A 14,149-nucleotide genomic window follows, 5' to 3' on the forward strand; every position below is an offset into this window, starting at 1 on the left:
CGTCCGGGAGGCGTCAGCCGGTCCCGGACAGAACCCTTGGCGCCCAGGGCCAAAGGCCCGGCGGCGCCATCAACCCTCGCGGCGAAGCCGCGTCAACCTTCGGGAATACTGGAAAGCACCGCCCAGGTCCCGATCCCGACCGCGCCCCTATTTCCTCCGTTCCGCAAAGGTCACGTGGTGCTGATCGATATACCTTGCAATGAGGAGGGCGGTCTGCTCGGGATGGCAGTTGGTGGTATTGATGACCAGGTCCACCCGGTCCCTCCATTTGGCCCATTTCCGGAGCATCTGCCTCACGTAGCCGTCTACATCGGAATAGTCCATGGTGGGCCTTTTGCCTATGCGGCGCCGCACCCGTTCTGCCAGTCGGAAGGGACGGGCGTAGAGGAGGATCATCAGTCCGTATTCAGAAAGGAGATGGAATTTTTCCTCGGTCATGGGATAATTTCCCCCCATGGCAATCACCGCTTCATGGTAGTAGCGCACATGGTTGATGACCTGCATTTCCTTTTCCGCAAAGGCTTCCGGCCCTGCTTCTTTATAAATATCTGCTATTTTCTTCCCGGTTTCACGCTCCATCATCCGGTCCGTATCCGCCAGCTGCCATTCCAGTCCGTCAGAGAGTATTTTCGCCGCCCGGCTCTTGCCAGTGCCCATGGGACCGATGAGGACTATATTTCTCTTTTTCATAGGTACCTCGGATTTGGAATGTCTGAACCTCCATTTTATAGGCCAGCCCTTTTTGCGACCGTTTCAGTTCCTTGAGGTTCACGGCACTCCATCTTTCTTTGCCTTTTATTATATCAAAGGTTTGCACGATTTGTGCATAGGTACCGGTGCCGGAAATATGAAAAATATGAAATATTCCATTTTCTCCTTCCTCCACTTTTTCAGAAACGGCGTCCACCTTAAGGCCTCCTTCTTCGGCTGCATTCACCAGAAAAGCGGGGGAAGCAGGGGAGAAAAGACTTTCCAGAAAGGGAAGGCTGGAGGGGCGGGCGGGGGCTTTGGAAAAAATTTCCACCTGCCTGTTTTCTTCCTCCAGACTCCGGGACAGGTCTTCTTTTTCCAGGGCCATCAGTTTGAGATAGCCGCCGGAAAGGAGGAAGAAAAGGGCAAGGAGCAGGAAGGTTCTCCCGTATTTCCTGTCATTCATGAGTCTCATCGGGTCCATGATTTCCTCCTTTCAGGGAAATGGTGAAATCTACCAGTCCTGTGACGGGGTCTGCCTTCCGGCTGCCATTCCGGGCATTCATGCCCCAGGAGGTGGAAAAGGAGTTCCGAAACAGGCTGAGCCGCTCGTTTGACTGGGCGGTGCCCTCTATATGTATGACGTCTCCCTTCTGGCTGATGGAGGAAATCACAATGCCCGGAGGCACTGACTCTGCCAGAAGGACCAGTTTTTCTTCCCACCGGCCATCCTTCTTTTCCAAATCGCCCAGCAGCTGTTCCAGTTCCCTTTCCCTCACGGCCGTCCGCCTTGCTTCCACTAGCTGTTCTTTCTGCGGCTTCAGCCGGCCCTCTTCCCGGCGCAGGCCAGACAGCCGGTTTTCCGCTGAAAGGAATTCTCCCCCTGCCAGGAGGAAGAACAGGAGAGACACAAGGCACAGGCCCTGGGCAGCCCGAAGGGTCCGGTTTTCTTCGGTGATAAAGGATTTTCTCTTTTCCGTGAGAGGCAGGGTGAGCCTGCCGGAGGAAAGGCGTCGAAAAAGGATTTCCATATCCGCCCAGCCGCCGTAATCAGAAAGAAAATTTTCCGCCATGGTCAGGCTGCCTGGCAGAAGACCATTTTCGCCTTCCCCTTCGATTTCCTCCTTCATCCTTTCTTTCCAGAAAGTTTCTTCTTCCCTGCCGCAGTCCGAAAGGGGAATGAAGAAGCATGTCCCTTTCTGTATATTGAAATTGGCCAGGCAGCGCTCCATGAAGAGGGCTCCCTTCCCTTTTTCTTCCTTTCGTAGAATACGGCTTCTTAAAAGGCGGTCTTTCCGGAAAATGAGGATGGCCGACCGTTTCCGTCCATAGAGGATGAAATGGGGTTCCTCAGAAAGGGGCACCGCCGTCACCGGCAGCGCCTTTCCCACATGGCAGCCTGCCAGGGCGGCTCCCTTTTCCCACAGGGAAAGGGTTTCCTTCTTCACCGCTTCCACGTGCACTTCCCAGCCCAGGGGACTGTGGGACGTCACCTCCCAACCGGGGGCCATGGGCTCATCCGTACGGAAAAGACGGTCTTCCTCCCAATACATGGTTTCCACCATTTCTTCTTCCGTCATGGCCGGATATTTCCTGTTTTCCAGACGAAGGTCTGGAAAATTGACCAGAAGGAGGATTTCCTTCCGTTTCATGCCCTGCTCTGCCAGCGCCCGGAAGGCAGCAGCCACGGCATTTTCCGTCATTTCTTCCAGCGGCGCCGAAGCGGTGCGAAGGAATCTCCCCTCCTTGAGGTCCGCCGCCCACAGCCTTCCCGCCAGCAGGACACAGGCCATATCAGGGTGACGCCAGGCCTGCCACAGGGGATGGGCTGTCATTTTTTTCATCCATTCTCGGTAGTTCACTTCCGATATCCTCCACCCGAATCCTTGTCTTTCCCTCTTCTTCATCCTTTTTGTATGTCAGGTTCACATAACGCCGGTAATCCCTGTTTCCGTCTTCCGCCTGGGACAGGATGCTGCCCTTTCGGGGAAAAGATACCGCCACGGTCCTGTTATTCAGGGAAAAGGAAATCTCCCCGGCTGTCCCCTTCCGGGAAAGGGAAGCCAGGGCCCAGTTGGCGCCGCTTTCTGCCGCATACACCGAGACAAGCCCTTTCCGGTAGCGGAGAACCGATTCCCCGCTCCGTCCTTCATAAAAAACAAAGGCCACCGACACCGTGAGAAGGGCTGTCATAAAGAGGAGAAGCATCATGGAAAGACTTCCCTTTCTCCTATTCATAGACTTCCTTCTTTTTATAAAAATCGGCGTAGGGAATCACCGACGTTTCAAAATCCCGATCCATGCCCATCATCTGGTGGTGCATGGTAAAGGAAATGATCACCGGTCCTCCTTCCACCTGCCGGAAAAGGGAGGGCCTCCCGGGCAGGAAAGCGTAGGCCTCAGGCCCTGTGTATTCACCGGTAAGAGGCTGGATATTGCCCTTGGGCGGCTGGAGCTTCAGCTTCTCCCGGTCCACGAAGAAGCTGTAAGTCCCCTCGTCGCCTCCAGCAGTGAAGGCCTGGTAATCATACCTATTCCCCCTCACCACGCCAACGGCACGGCTGCGGTTATTTCTGATTTTCTCCACCATGAAATCCATGGCAAAGAGCCCCGTTTCCGAAAGTTTCGTCCCGGTCCTGCCCCTTTCCAGAGCGGAAAGCCAGGATCCCGCCAGCGGCAGAACCATCATGGCCAGGGCGGAAATGAGAAAAAGAGCCATCAGCCCGTCCAGAAGAATGACACCTTTCCTTCTCATAGCCCATCCTCCACCAGTGTTTCCAGAACAAAGCCGCCGCTTTCTTTCCCTTTCACCAGGCAGCGGACCCGCACCATAGGTACCTCCTGCAGCAGCTCCCTCTCCTGCCGCACCTCTATATCATAGGTGCGGCCATTCCTTGTCACCGCTCCCGAATGAGGCATGGCGCCTTTCCCGAAGCGGAGGAAATACTTCGCCCTTTCCATCACATCCTGGGCAATGAGAGCCTCCTCCAGCTCTGCCTCCCGCCTGGCCTCAAAATCCAGGGCCTGATGCAGGGAAAAGGCCATGCCGGAAATCAGAATCCCTCCCGCCGTCAGGGCCGTAACCGCCCAGATAAGAAGAAAACCTTTCCGTTTCATAGGACCTCCTTGGGCCGCAGAGCGGCCCGGGTTCAAAAGAGAGGGTTCTTAAGATGGACCGGCCCTATGGGCCGGAGGGTTCTTAAGTTTGACGGCCTTTCAGGCCGAGGGTTGTGGTGGCGGCTCCGCCGCAGGTTGTGTAGAAGGGTTGTGAAGGGAAAGGTTGACAGTCCTCCGGGCCGAAGGTTGTAGCCGCCTGTCGGCGGCAGGTTATGTTCGCTTCGCTCAGGGGGCGACAGCCCTGACGGGCTGAGGGTGGTGGTGGCGGCTTCGCCGCAGATTATTAAAGTCAGCGTTACGGGTTCACCTTTCTGTATCATATGGCATGAAAAGCATTACATTGATCAGCCACCTCCGGTGGCTTTTCCCCCCTTTGGTGCCTTACGGCACCACCTTCCCGCCCCGCTGGGAAGCGTGTCACACGATTCTCAGGTCGCTTTGCTCCCTTACGAATCGTGTTCCCTTGCCACCGCGGAGCGGTGGGACAATAAAGCTCTGAAAAGCAATCCTTTCATAAGCAGCTCACAGCATAACGGAGCTTTATAGTGCCCCCACGAAGTGGGGGTGGCAAAGGAACTGGATTCATAGGGGAGCCCCGCGACCCGCGAATCCAGTGACATGCTTCCCACCGGGCAAGGTGGTGGCGCCAGCCACCAAAGGGGGAATGCATTTCCAACGCTCGCAGGGCGGTTGTATGGTTTTTCTACGGGCGATAGCCCGGTTGTGAAGGTTTTATACAAACTGGCGCCTTCTATAATTTAAAGGCGCCCTACAACAACCCTCGCGCCGGAGGCGCGTCAGTCGAGTAGACGGAATCAGATTACTCTGTCCGCCCCTCACAGAACCGTACGTGCGGTTTTCCCGCATACGGCTCTTAGAATAGTCCTTGAGGTGTACTCGTTACACCTTATCAGTTGCAGTTCCGTTTACATTTAACTAATCTCTAAGTCTTAGTTTCTTCTACATCTCTGTGCAGAACCTGTTTCCCTGCGATTGTTGACTATTCTTTACCCCCTTCACTCCACCTGCTTTCACAGGTTTCATCACTACTATGAGGTAATCCGACTGCTGACCGGGCATCTGTGACGTCTCCATACAGTTAAGTATTTTGGCGTCCATACCATTGGGATGGGTGTCATCCATTTAGGACCCTTGTCAGCTCTCCCAGGTACATGTATAGTACTTCGTGCGCTCGCCATGCTCTATGACCCCGGTGGAACCTGCACAGTTCTCGCTTACCGACCTGCGCATTTCTGCCTGCGACCAAAGTTAGAGTATCGGCTTCCACTTGTCGTTCTAACGAGGCTGAATCGCTTCACGCTTTCGCATTACGGCTCTCGCACTCCTTTGTCTACGCTTCATGCTGGCCTCACGGCTTCACATGCAAGACTAAGTACCGGCTGCTTGCTAGGCTTTGCCGGGTCTGGGCTTTCACCAGACTATACTATACACGCCGAACTGGCGCACAACTTAAGAACCCTCGGGGCGATAGCCCCGTCAAACTTTAGGACCCTCAAGCCCCATAGGGGCTTGTCCATAAGGCGTGTCAACCTTCGGGAATACTGGAAAGCACCGCCCAGGTCCCGGTCCCAATCCCGACCGCGCCACAGGCGCCTTCGGCGCCAACCGCCGCTAATTCACCCTCACCCTGCCGGTATACATAGCCACGGTGACCTGCCTTTTGTACTTTCCATCCCTGGTGGTGAGCACGGCAGAATAGGTCTCTCCGTCACCGGCAAAATCCTTGCGGAAAGCCAGCTCCAGTTTACCGGACAGGCGGATGGAAGAGGGCAGCTTTCCCTCCGGCTCCATGCGGCTCACGCCGCGACGGGTATAGTAAATCACTTCCCCCTTTGCATCGGGCAGACAGAAGAAATAATATTCTCTGGCCGTATTTCCATAACGGCCGGTGTCATTTCTGGACAGCACCTGCACCTGCCGGATAGCGGCTGCCAGCGTTTCCGCCGCCAGGTCCAGTTCCTTTTCCTCCTGCCAGGAGCGGATGGACGGGAATGTCAAAGTCCCTGCCAGGGATACCAGAAAAAGGATGACCAGGGCCTCAGCCAAAAGGAAACCAGGGCGGCAGGAGAGGACCCCATATTTCCTGCCATCCATAAGCCATCACCCCTCCCAAAGCAATAAAAGGGCCGAACCGCACCGGATCCCCTGCTTTTTTCCTTCCCAAAAGAAGAGGCATCGCCAGAAAGAGCAGGGCGGACAGGGCGGAAAACCAGATAAAAAGGAGAGCCGTCAGCGGCGAAAGCCAGAAGGCAGCGGCGGTGGAAAGCACCAGATCCCCGGTGCCCATGGACTTTTTGGAAGCCAGGTACAGCACCATATATATGGTAAAAACAAGGGCCGCCGATAAAAGACTGTCCCCGGCGCCCTGCCGCCGGAAAGCGGTCATGAACCCGGTCACCGCCAGAAGCAGGCTCCAGCCATCGGAGAGATAACCGGTACGCCAGTCCTCCAGCGCCGCCAGCGTCAGCAGCAGCACAAAAAGGGCAGGGGAAAAGAAGGATGGGCCCCTCACAAGGAGGACGCCATAGCCTAAGACGCCTCCTGCCCAGAGAGCCTGCCATTTCCTGTGCCGCCAAAGGCGGTCCCAGAAAACCGTTCCTTCTTCCCCTGCCCTTTTCATCGTGCCTCCATGGTCCGCTAACCGCTGACCGCCTTCCGCCGACCAGTCCACCAGCTCACTAGTCCACTAGTCCACTAGTCCACTGCTCTCACTAAGTCACCGTTCCAAAAGAAGAATAGGTCTTCCCCTTGAACGACGCCACCACTTCCCCTTTCTCCTTCATTTCATAGGTCACCGTCTTATCCGGCGGCTCCGGCACCTTTTTCAGATATCCCTCTTCCCTGCTGCCTACCAGACTGTCTAGGGATGCAGGATAGACCCCATTCTTCACATAGTACATCTCCGCTGCCGTGCCCAGGGTGGAAATATCCGACCGAATCCGTGCCACCTTGGCCTCATCGGTGAGGCCCGTCAGGTTAGGCACCGCTATGGCCGCCAGCACCCCGATAATAGCTACCACAATGATAAGCTCCAGAATCATAAAGCCTTTTCTTTTTCTTTTCCTTCTCTCTTCTTGCATGATGTGACTCCCTGCCGGTGCAGCTTTTCCGCTGGAAATGACTGCACCCTTTCTCTTTGAACCTGTAAGAAACCAATCAGAAAAAATCCAAATCCCCTGTATGGATATGGAAAGAACCATCTGCCATGACCTGCTAAGCTTCCCAATCCTCCTCTCCCACAAAGCGGCCTACACGCAGCCTGAATGCTTCATATTTTCGCTGGGCCACGGGAAGGATCCTGCCGCTCTTCAATACCACCCGATCCGGTCTGATTTCCGATATTTCATTCCCATTCACCAGAATGCCCCGGCAGGGAGAAATAAAAAGAAATGGCGAAGCATCGGCAAGCCGTTCCTCCAGCTGCCGCATACGGCCCCGCACCTCCAGCTGCCGGCCATCGGTCAGACAGAGCACCTGGTGATGATCATCGCTCACCACGGCCTCCAGGGTAGACAAATCCACCACTGCCTCGCCCTCTGCCATTTTAAACATCATCTGCCTGTGCCAGTCCCGTTCCACAAAAGCAATCCCCCGTCTCAGCCCTTCCAGAGCCTCCTTTTCCGACAGCGGCGTCACAAGATAATGAACCGCCGCCAGCCGGAAAGCATCCATACAGTAACCCTCGGTGGCAGACAAAAAGACAAGAGCCGGCTTCTCCGGCATCCTCCGGAGCGCCGATGCCGTATCCACCGCATTCATGCCCCGCACCGACGTATCCAGGAAAACGATTTCAAAGAACTTCTTCCGGTTCTCCACTTCCTGCAGAAACACATAGCTGTTCTCATAGGACGCAAAGCCCAAAGACAGGCCCCGGCTCCTCATGAACTCACCGCATACCTTCCGAATCATGCCCACCGTATCGGGCTCATCGCTCACCACTGCCACATGAACCATAGACTCCGCCTCCCTCCGGGAAACTCCACGGCATAAGAAACAATGCAAAGGAATCCTGAAAATACATGGGTTTATGAAATGAGATAAAGCGGAAAACCAACGAAGGATTTTCTTTCATTATCATATAATTTTTCATATGAGTCCAATAGAAAAGAATCATTGTGTATAAAGATAAAATGCGTTTATTGCATAATAGAATGTTTTATCCGTATAGGAAAATGAAATCCCCCGGTCCCCCTCCCAGAACCATCCTGTTTCCTATCTCATTTCCATACTGTTATGCCTTTTTGGAAATATAGCCATCCACTGGAAGTGATATAATAAAAGTTAACTACAATCATTCATATCCCTGCCAGCGGCGGAAAACCTGTCCCGCTGCCCAACAAGCAAAGGAGGAATCATTATGGCATTAAAAGAATTTGAATTCGGTTTCGGCCATGGCACCCAGAAAGTCAGTCTGCCGGAAGAACATATTCTGGACGTACTGGAAGGAAACCCCACACCGGCCTGCGACGTCAAAGAAGCCACCCTGGAATGCATGCGTCATCCCATTGGATCCAAACCCCTGCAGGAAATCGTCTCCAAAGGAGACAAAGTCTGCATCGTCTGCGCCGACGTCACCCGTATCTGGAACCATTCGGACCAGTTCGTCATTCACGTGGTGAACGAACTGAACCTGGCCGGCATTCCTGATGATGATATTTCCATCCTCTTTGCCCAGGGCACCCACAGAGAACAGACACCGGAAGAAGACATCATGGTGGTAGGCGAAGAACTGACCAAACGGGTGAAACTGTACCAGCACCACTGCATGAACAAGGACGAACTGGTCCACGTAGGCGACACCAGCCGCGGCACCCCCGTATGGATCAACAAACACGCCGTGGAAGCAGACAAAGTCATCGTGATTGACGGCATTACCACCCACCTCTTTGCCGGCTACGGCGGCGGCAGGAAACTGATTCTTCCCGGCGTGGCAGGAGACGACACCATCCAGATCAACCACTGCCATGCCCTGGGAGAAAAATTCGGCAGCGGCATCAACCCCAAAACCCGCTCCACCCTCCTTACGGACAACCCCGTTTCCGACGACATGCAGGAAGCCAGCGACATGATTAAGCCCTGCTTCCTGGTTCACTCCATCATCAACTCCGAAGGCAAAATCTGCGCCATGGTAGGCGGCGACCCCTACAAAGCCTGGCTGGAAGGCACCAAAATCGTCTACCGCATCCAGAAAGTCCCCTTCAAAGCCAAATGCGACGTAGCCTTCGCCTGCGCCGGCGGCTACCCCAAAGATGTATCCCTCTACCAGGGCTGCAAATGCTATGACCCCTCCGACGTAGTCACCAAAGAAGGAGGCATCATCATCGCCATCATGGAAGCCAGCGACATTTACGAACCGCCGGCCTACATGGGCAGCTTCAAATACGACACAGAAGAAGAAATGGAAAAAGCCCTGCGCCACCATTTCACCATCCCCTTCTTCGTAGCCTTCAACCTCTTCTGCATGACCCACAAATACCACATCATCCTGGTCACCAAGCCCGAAAACTTCGAAGCCATCAAAAAGACCAACCAGACCCCGGTGGCTACCGTAGAAGAAGCCTGGCAGCTGGCACAGAAAATCCTGAAAGACCAGGGAAAAGACGACTACACCATCACCATCATGCCCCACTGCGCTGCCATCGTCCCCTACCTGAAAGACTGAGATTTTTCCAAAATCCATGGAAATGGAAAAGCAGGATACCCCGCGGGCATCCTGCTTTTCTGATGCTTTGTCCTACCCACAAAAACGCGGTTTTTCATTGACAGAACCGCCATTTCTGACTATAGTAAAATGTGTAGAAAAGAAAGGGGGCGCGCCATGCTTCGAGCCTACAAACATAATGAAAACCATATACTCTGTGAAGTACCGCTGGAGCAGCTGGAAAAAGGCTCCTGGATCAACTGCGCCGCCCCGGATACAGCGGAACTGAATAAACTGAATGAACTCACCGGCATTCCCGTAGACTCCCTGCAGACCGCACTGGATAGAGAAGAACGGTCCCACGTGGAACTGGAAGACGACTACATCTTCGTCGTTGTCAATACTCCGGTAGTACTGGAAACAGATGCCTACGACGCCCTGCCGCTGGGTATCTTCATTACCCGCCAGTACTTCGTCACCGTCTGTCTGGAAACGAACTCGGTGATACAGAAATTCCTGAATAACTCCTTCACCTCCTTCCAGACCTACAAAAAAACTCGTTTCCTCTTCCAGATCCTCTCCCAGGCATCCTCCTCATTCCTGTTCTTCCTGCAGCAGATTTACAAACAGACCGACGTCATCGAAACCCAGGTCCGGAAATCCCTGCAGAACAAAGAACTCTTCCGCATGCTGGAACTGCAGAAATCCCTGACCTACTTCAACTTCGCCCTTCACGCCAATGAAAACGTGATGGAACGCCTCATGCGTCTCCGCAACAGCCCCCTCCACTCCCTTCTCAAAATGTACGAAGAAGACGAAGACCTGCTGGAAGACGTAATCATTGAAAACAAGCAGGCCTTGGAAATGGCGGAAATCTATACCAACATTCTCATGTCCATGATGGACTCCTTCTCCTCCATCATCTCCAACCGCCTGTCCCAGATCATGAAATTCCTCACCTCCGTCACCATTATCCTGGCCATTCCCACATTGATATTCAGCCTCTGGGGCATCAACGTCCCCGTCCCCTGGGCCGATGCACCTTTAGGATTTGCGGAAGTCATCCTCATAGGCATCCTCGTCACCATGGTGGCCACCTTCGTCCTGTGGAAAAAAGATATGCTGTAAATGAAAAAACCGGCTTTGGCCGGTTTTTTTATTGAGCGCGGCTGGCGCCTTTGGACACACCTGCGGTGTGAGGGTTGACGGGGCCTTTGGCCCCGAGGGTTGTGGTATCGCCCTCTCGGGCGATGAGTATGAAGTCAGCGTTACGGATTTACCTTTCTGTATCATACGTCATGAAAAGCATTCTGCTGACTGGCTCGCTACGCTCGCCCCCCTATCCAGGCTGCGCCGGACTGCCCCCTGTTCAGGGGGCAGAATAAGTTTCTATGCTTTCCTGCAGAGACATGGCTCCATGGCTAAGCACCCATAGTGCCCCCACTTACGGGGGAAAGGTGGTGACGCAGCCACCAAAGGGGGAATGCATTTCCTCGCCCGCAGGGCGGTTGTATGGTTTTATACAAACTGGCGCCTTCTATAAATGTAAGGCGCCCACAACAACCCTCAGCGGCAGAGCCGCTGTCAAACTTAAGAACCCTCGGGGCGATAGCCCCGTCAAACTTTAGAACCCTCAAGCCCCAAAGGGGCTTGTCCATAAGGGCGCCCACCTCGCCAGCGGGCACGGTCAGCCAACCAATAGGTAAGCCCTTTAATGGGCAGGCTAAGGGCCTACTTTGGCTAACTTGGAGGTCCTATGCAGGACCTCCACAGTACTATATACCTCCCGAGGGCGGAAGCCCGGAGCCCGTCCGGGAGGCGTCAGCCGATCCCGGACAGAACCCTGGCAGCCCAGGGCCGTCAGGCCCGGCGGCGCCATCAACCCTCGCCCGCAGGGCGTCAACCTTCGGGAATACAGCTTCCCGCCGAATCCCTCACAAAGGCCCATAACCTCAAATGTCGCACACAGCAAAAAAGCACTAACCATAACAGTTAGTGCTTTTTCAGTTAATCAGCAGCTTCCTATCCTCCCGGGCCGCTTCCAGCCAAGTACTTTCGGCGTTTGTGAGCTTAACTACCGTGTTCGGCATGGGTACGGGTGTATCCTCACAGCTATCGCCACTGAATCTTTGAGAGTCTGTTCTCTCAAAACTGCATAGAAGAAGTCCCGAAGGCTCTCGCCTCTGGTCGTGCTTTTCGTGAAATCTAAGCTAAGACCTCGACCTATTAGTACTGCGTCGCTCCATGACTTGCGCCACTTCCACTCACAGCCTATCAACCTCATCGTCTTTAAGGGGTCTTACTCATTGCTGATGAGAAGTCTCATCTCGGGACGGGCTTCACGCTTAGATGCTTTCAGCGTTTATCCTTTCCGGATGCGGCTTTCCAGCCGTGCCACTGGCGTGACAACTGGTACACCGTTGATCCGTCCACTCCGGTCCTCTCGTACTAGGAGCAGCCTCCCTCAAACTTCTTGCGCCCGCGATGGATATGAACCAAACTGTCTCACGACGTTTTGAACCCAGCTCGCGTACCACTTTAATGGGCGAACAGCCCAACCCTTGGAACCTACTCCAGCTCCAGGATGTGATGAGCCGACATCGAGGTGCCAAACCTCCCCGTCGATATGAACTCTTGGGAGAGATTAGCCTGTTATCCCCAGGGTAGCTTTTATCCGTTGAGCGATGGCCTTTCCACTCAGTACCACCGGATCACTAAGCCCGACTTTCGTCTCTGCTCGACTTGTCTGTCTCGCAGTCAAGCTCCCTTCTGCCTTTGCACTCTTCGGCCGGTTTCTGTCCGGCCTGAGGGAACCTTTGGGCGCCTCCGTTACATTTTAGGAGGCGACCGCCCCAGTCAAACCGCCTGCCTGAGATGGTCCACGAGGTTGTTAGTCTCCGTGTTAGAATCTCAGCAACATAAGGGTGGTATCCCAACATCGGCTCTGTAACACCCAAAGGCATTACTTCTTAGCCTCCCACCTATCCTGTGCATATGTCACCGGGATTCAATCTCAAGCTGCAGTGAAGCTCCATGGGGTCTTTCTGTCCAGTCGCGGGTAACCTGCATCTTCACAGGTATTTCAATTTCACCGGGCCCCTCGTTGAGACAGTGCCCAAATCATTACGCCTTTCATGCGGGTCGGAACTTACCCGACAAGGAATTTCGCTACCTTAGGACCGTTATAGTTACGGCCGCCGTTCACTGGGGCTTCAGTTCAAAGCTTCGCTTTCGCTGACCTCTCTCCTTAACCTTCCAGCACCGGGCAGGCGTCAGCACCTATACTTCAGCTTTCGCTTTCGCAGGCACCTGTGTTTTTGGTAAACAGTTGCTTGGGCCTCTTTTCTGCCACCCTTTTCTGTTCCGGGGGTTTCTCCCTTTCGCCTACTCAGGGTCATCCTTCTCCCGAAGTTACGGATGCAATTTGCCGAGTTCCTTAACGAGGGTTTTCCCGCGCACCTTAGGATTCTCTCCCCGCCTACCTGTGTCGGTTTACGGTACGGGCGGATTTCGTCTCGCTAGAAGTTTTTCTTGGCAGTGTGGGATCCATGAGTTCGTCAAAGTCTCCTTTAACTCCCCATCATGTCTCTGCTTCTGTAAAGGGGGATTTGCCTCCCTCTACGCATACGCACTTGGACGCGCTCTTCCAGCCGCGCGATCATGTGCCCTCCTGCGTCGCTCCTTCGCTCAATTGACTCCATCCGGTACAGGAATTTCAACCTGTTGTCCATCGCCTATGCGTCTCCGCCTCGGCTTAGGTCCCGACTTACCCTGAGTCGACGATCGTTGCTCAGGAACCCTCGGGCTTTCGGTGGAAAGGATTCTCACCTTTCTTTTCGATACTCATACCGGCATTCTCACTTCTTATATGTCCACATCTCCTTACGGTAATGCTTCTTCCTTATAAGAACGCTCCCCTACCCATGACATTGCTGTCATGCCATAGCTTCGGTTCCGTGCTTGAGCCCCGGACATTTTCGGCGCAGCGTCTCTCGACCAGTGAGCTATTACGCACTCTTTAAATGGTGGCTGCTTCTGAGCCAACATCCTGGTTGTTTATGAAACGCCACATCCTTCGCCACTTAGCACGGCATTTGGGACCTTAGCTGATGATCTGGGCTGTTTCCCTTTTGACCACGGCCCTTATAAGTCGTAGTCTGACTCCCGAGTATAATTGCAGCCATTCGCAGTTTGACTGGGTTTGGTAACCGGGTAGGTCCCTCTCCTGATCAGTGCTCTACCGCCTGCAATCTCTACCTCGAGGCTAGCCCTAAAGCTATTTCGGGGAGAACCAGCTATCTCCACGTTCGATTGGAATTTCACCCCTACCCACACCTCATCCTAACCCTTTTCAACGGATATAGGTTCGGCCCTCCGCACATTTTTACCTGTGTTTCAGCCTGGACATGGGTAGATCACTGTGGTTTCGGGTCTATGCAATCCAACTTATCGCCCTATTAAGACTCGCTTTCGCTTCGGCTCCGCATTTCCTGCTTAACCTTGCTGGACCTCATAACTCGCCGGTTCATTCTTCAATAGGCACGCCGTCGACCTTATTATTAAGCGGTCTCCGACTGCTTGTAAACATACGGTTTCAGGTTCTGTTTCATTCCCCTCCCGGGGTGCTTTTCACCTTTCCCTCATGGTACTATGCGCTATCGGTCGATATCTGTGTTTTGC

At 54.0% G+C, this 14,149-nt stretch carries 12 protein-coding genes and 2 rRNA genes (1 of these 14 running past the window's edge); 2 read left to right on the forward strand and 12 right to left on the reverse strand.

The window, feature by feature from the left end:
* Positions 1-147: 147 nt before the first annotated feature.
* The 10 genes from NW747_RS03290 to NW747_RS03335 form a co-directional block, all read right to left on the reverse strand.
* Entirely contained in the window at positions 148-690 is a 543-nt protein-coding gene (locus NW747_RS03290) for a shikimate kinase (protein WP_040380033.1), read from the reverse strand.
* A complete protein-coding gene (locus tag NW747_RS03295; protein ID WP_273187997.1) occupies positions 617-1,174 on the reverse strand; it encodes a hypothetical protein in 558 nt (185 codons plus the stop codon). The genes NW747_RS03290 and NW747_RS03295 overlap by 74 nt, the downstream gene beginning before the upstream one ends.
* Entirely contained in the window at positions 1,149-2,552 is a 1,404-nt protein-coding gene (locus NW747_RS03300) for a PilN domain-containing protein (protein ID WP_273187998.1), read from the reverse strand. Before NW747_RS03300 ends, NW747_RS03295 begins: the two co-directional genes overlap by 26 nt.
* Entirely contained in the window at positions 2,485-2,928 is a 444-nt protein-coding gene (locus NW747_RS03305) for a hypothetical protein (RefSeq protein WP_273187999.1), read from the reverse strand. The genes NW747_RS03300 and NW747_RS03305 overlap by 68 nt, the downstream gene beginning before the upstream one ends.
* Positions 2,921-3,445, reverse strand: coding sequence for a hypothetical protein (locus NW747_RS03310; RefSeq protein WP_273188000.1), 525 nt, complete (start codon positions 3,443-3,445; stop codon positions 2,921-2,923). Before NW747_RS03310 ends, NW747_RS03305 begins: the two co-directional genes overlap by 8 nt.
* Entirely contained in the window at positions 3,442-3,807 is a 366-nt protein-coding gene (locus tag NW747_RS03315; protein ID WP_273188001.1) for a hypothetical protein, read from the reverse strand. The genes NW747_RS03310 and NW747_RS03315 overlap by 4 nt, the downstream gene beginning before the upstream one ends.
* A gap of 1,632 nt (positions 3,808-5,439) precedes the next feature.
* Entirely contained in the window at positions 5,440-5,922 is a 483-nt protein-coding gene (locus tag NW747_RS03320; protein ID WP_273188002.1) for a hypothetical protein, read from the reverse strand.
* A complete protein-coding gene (locus NW747_RS03325; RefSeq protein ID WP_273188003.1) occupies positions 5,867-6,448 on the reverse strand; it encodes a prepilin peptidase in 582 nt (193 codons plus the stop codon). The genes NW747_RS03320 and NW747_RS03325 overlap by 56 nt, the downstream gene beginning before the upstream one ends.
* Positions 6,449-6,539: 91 nt before the next feature.
* Positions 6,540-6,908 (reverse strand): type II secretion system protein, encoded by a 369-nt coding sequence (locus tag NW747_RS03330; RefSeq protein WP_273188004.1) that lies wholly within the window; start codon positions 6,906-6,908, stop codon positions 6,540-6,542.
* Between the two features lie 133 nt (positions 6,909-7,041).
* On the reverse strand, positions 7,042-7,782 hold the full coding sequence (locus NW747_RS03335; protein ID WP_273188005.1) for a LytR/AlgR family response regulator transcription factor: 741 nt from the start codon (positions 7,780-7,782) through the stop codon (positions 7,042-7,044).
* Positions 7,783-8,185: 403 nt separating this feature from the next.
* On the opposite strand from NW747_RS03335, the gene larAH10 reads away from it, so the two are divergent.
* Together larAH10 and NW747_RS03345 are read left to right on the forward strand one after the other, a co-directional pair.
* Positions 8,186-9,490: an NPN-dependent 2-hydroxyacid racemase, LarAH10 family gene (gene larAH10, locus NW747_RS03340; RefSeq protein ID WP_273188006.1), complete on the forward strand. Its 1,305-nt coding sequence runs from the start codon at positions 8,186-8,188 to the stop codon at positions 9,488-9,490.
* A gap of 156 nt (positions 9,491-9,646) precedes the next feature.
* On the forward strand, positions 9,647-10,597 hold the full coding sequence (locus NW747_RS03345) for a magnesium transporter CorA family protein (protein ID WP_008859550.1): 951 nt from the start codon (positions 9,647-9,649) through the stop codon (positions 10,595-10,597).
* Between the two features lie 881 nt (positions 10,598-11,478).
* Here NW747_RS03345 and rrf read toward each other — a convergent pair.
* Positions 11,479-11,595: ribosomal RNA gene (gene rrf, locus NW747_RS03350) — 5S ribosomal RNA — on the reverse strand.
* Positions 11,596-11,675: 80 nt separating this feature from the next.
* Positions 11,676-14,149 (reverse strand): 23S ribosomal RNA (locus tag NW747_RS03355); it runs 453 nt beyond the window's last position.

This window comes from Dialister succinatiphilus, from assembly GCF_928721695.1.
In the GTDB taxonomy this organism is placed as follows: Bacteria; Bacillota; Negativicutes; order Veillonellales; family Dialisteraceae; genus Dialister; species Dialister succinatiphilus.

Excerpts from the sequence above, each read along its gene's own strand:
- NW747_RS03290 (WP_040380033.1), bottom strand. The coding sequence starts at position 690 with ATGAAAAAGAGAAATATAGTCCTCATCGGTCCCATGGGCACTGGCAAG.
- NW747_RS03295 (WP_273187997.1), bottom strand. The coding sequence starts at position 1,174 with ATGGACCCGATGAGACTCATGAATGACAGGAAATACGGGAGAACCTTC.
- NW747_RS03305 (WP_273187999.1), bottom strand. The coding sequence starts at position 2,928 with ATGAATAGGAGAAAGGGAAGTCTTTCCATGATGCTTCTCCTCTTTATG.
- NW747_RS03310 (WP_273188000.1), bottom strand. The coding sequence starts at position 3,445 with ATGAGAAGGAAAGGTGTCATTCTTCTGGACGGGCTGATGGCTCTTTTT.
- NW747_RS03315 (WP_273188001.1), bottom strand. The coding sequence starts at position 3,807 with ATGAAACGGAAAGGTTTTCTTCTTATCTGGGCGGTTACGGCCCTGACG.
- NW747_RS03320 (WP_273188002.1), bottom strand. The coding sequence starts at position 5,922 with ATGGATGGCAGGAAATATGGGGTCCTCTCCTGCCGCCCTGGTTTCCTT.
- NW747_RS03325 (WP_273188003.1), bottom strand. The coding sequence starts at position 6,448 with ATGAAAAGGGCAGGGGAAGAAGGAACGGTTTTCTGGGACCGCCTTTGG.
- NW747_RS03330 (WP_273188004.1), bottom strand. The coding sequence starts at position 6,908 with ATGCAAGAAGAGAGAAGGAAAAGAAAAAGAAAAGGCTTTATGATTCTG.
- NW747_RS03335 (WP_273188005.1), bottom strand. The coding sequence starts at position 7,782 with ATGGTTCATGTGGCAGTGGTGAGCGATGAGCCCGATACGGTGGGCATG.
- larAH10 (WP_273188006.1), top strand. The coding sequence starts at position 8,186 with ATGGCATTAAAAGAATTTGAATTCGGTTTCGGCCATGGCACCCAGAAA.
- NW747_RS03345 (WP_008859550.1), top strand. The coding sequence starts at position 9,647 with ATGCTTCGAGCCTACAAACATAATGAAAACCATATACTCTGTGAAGTA.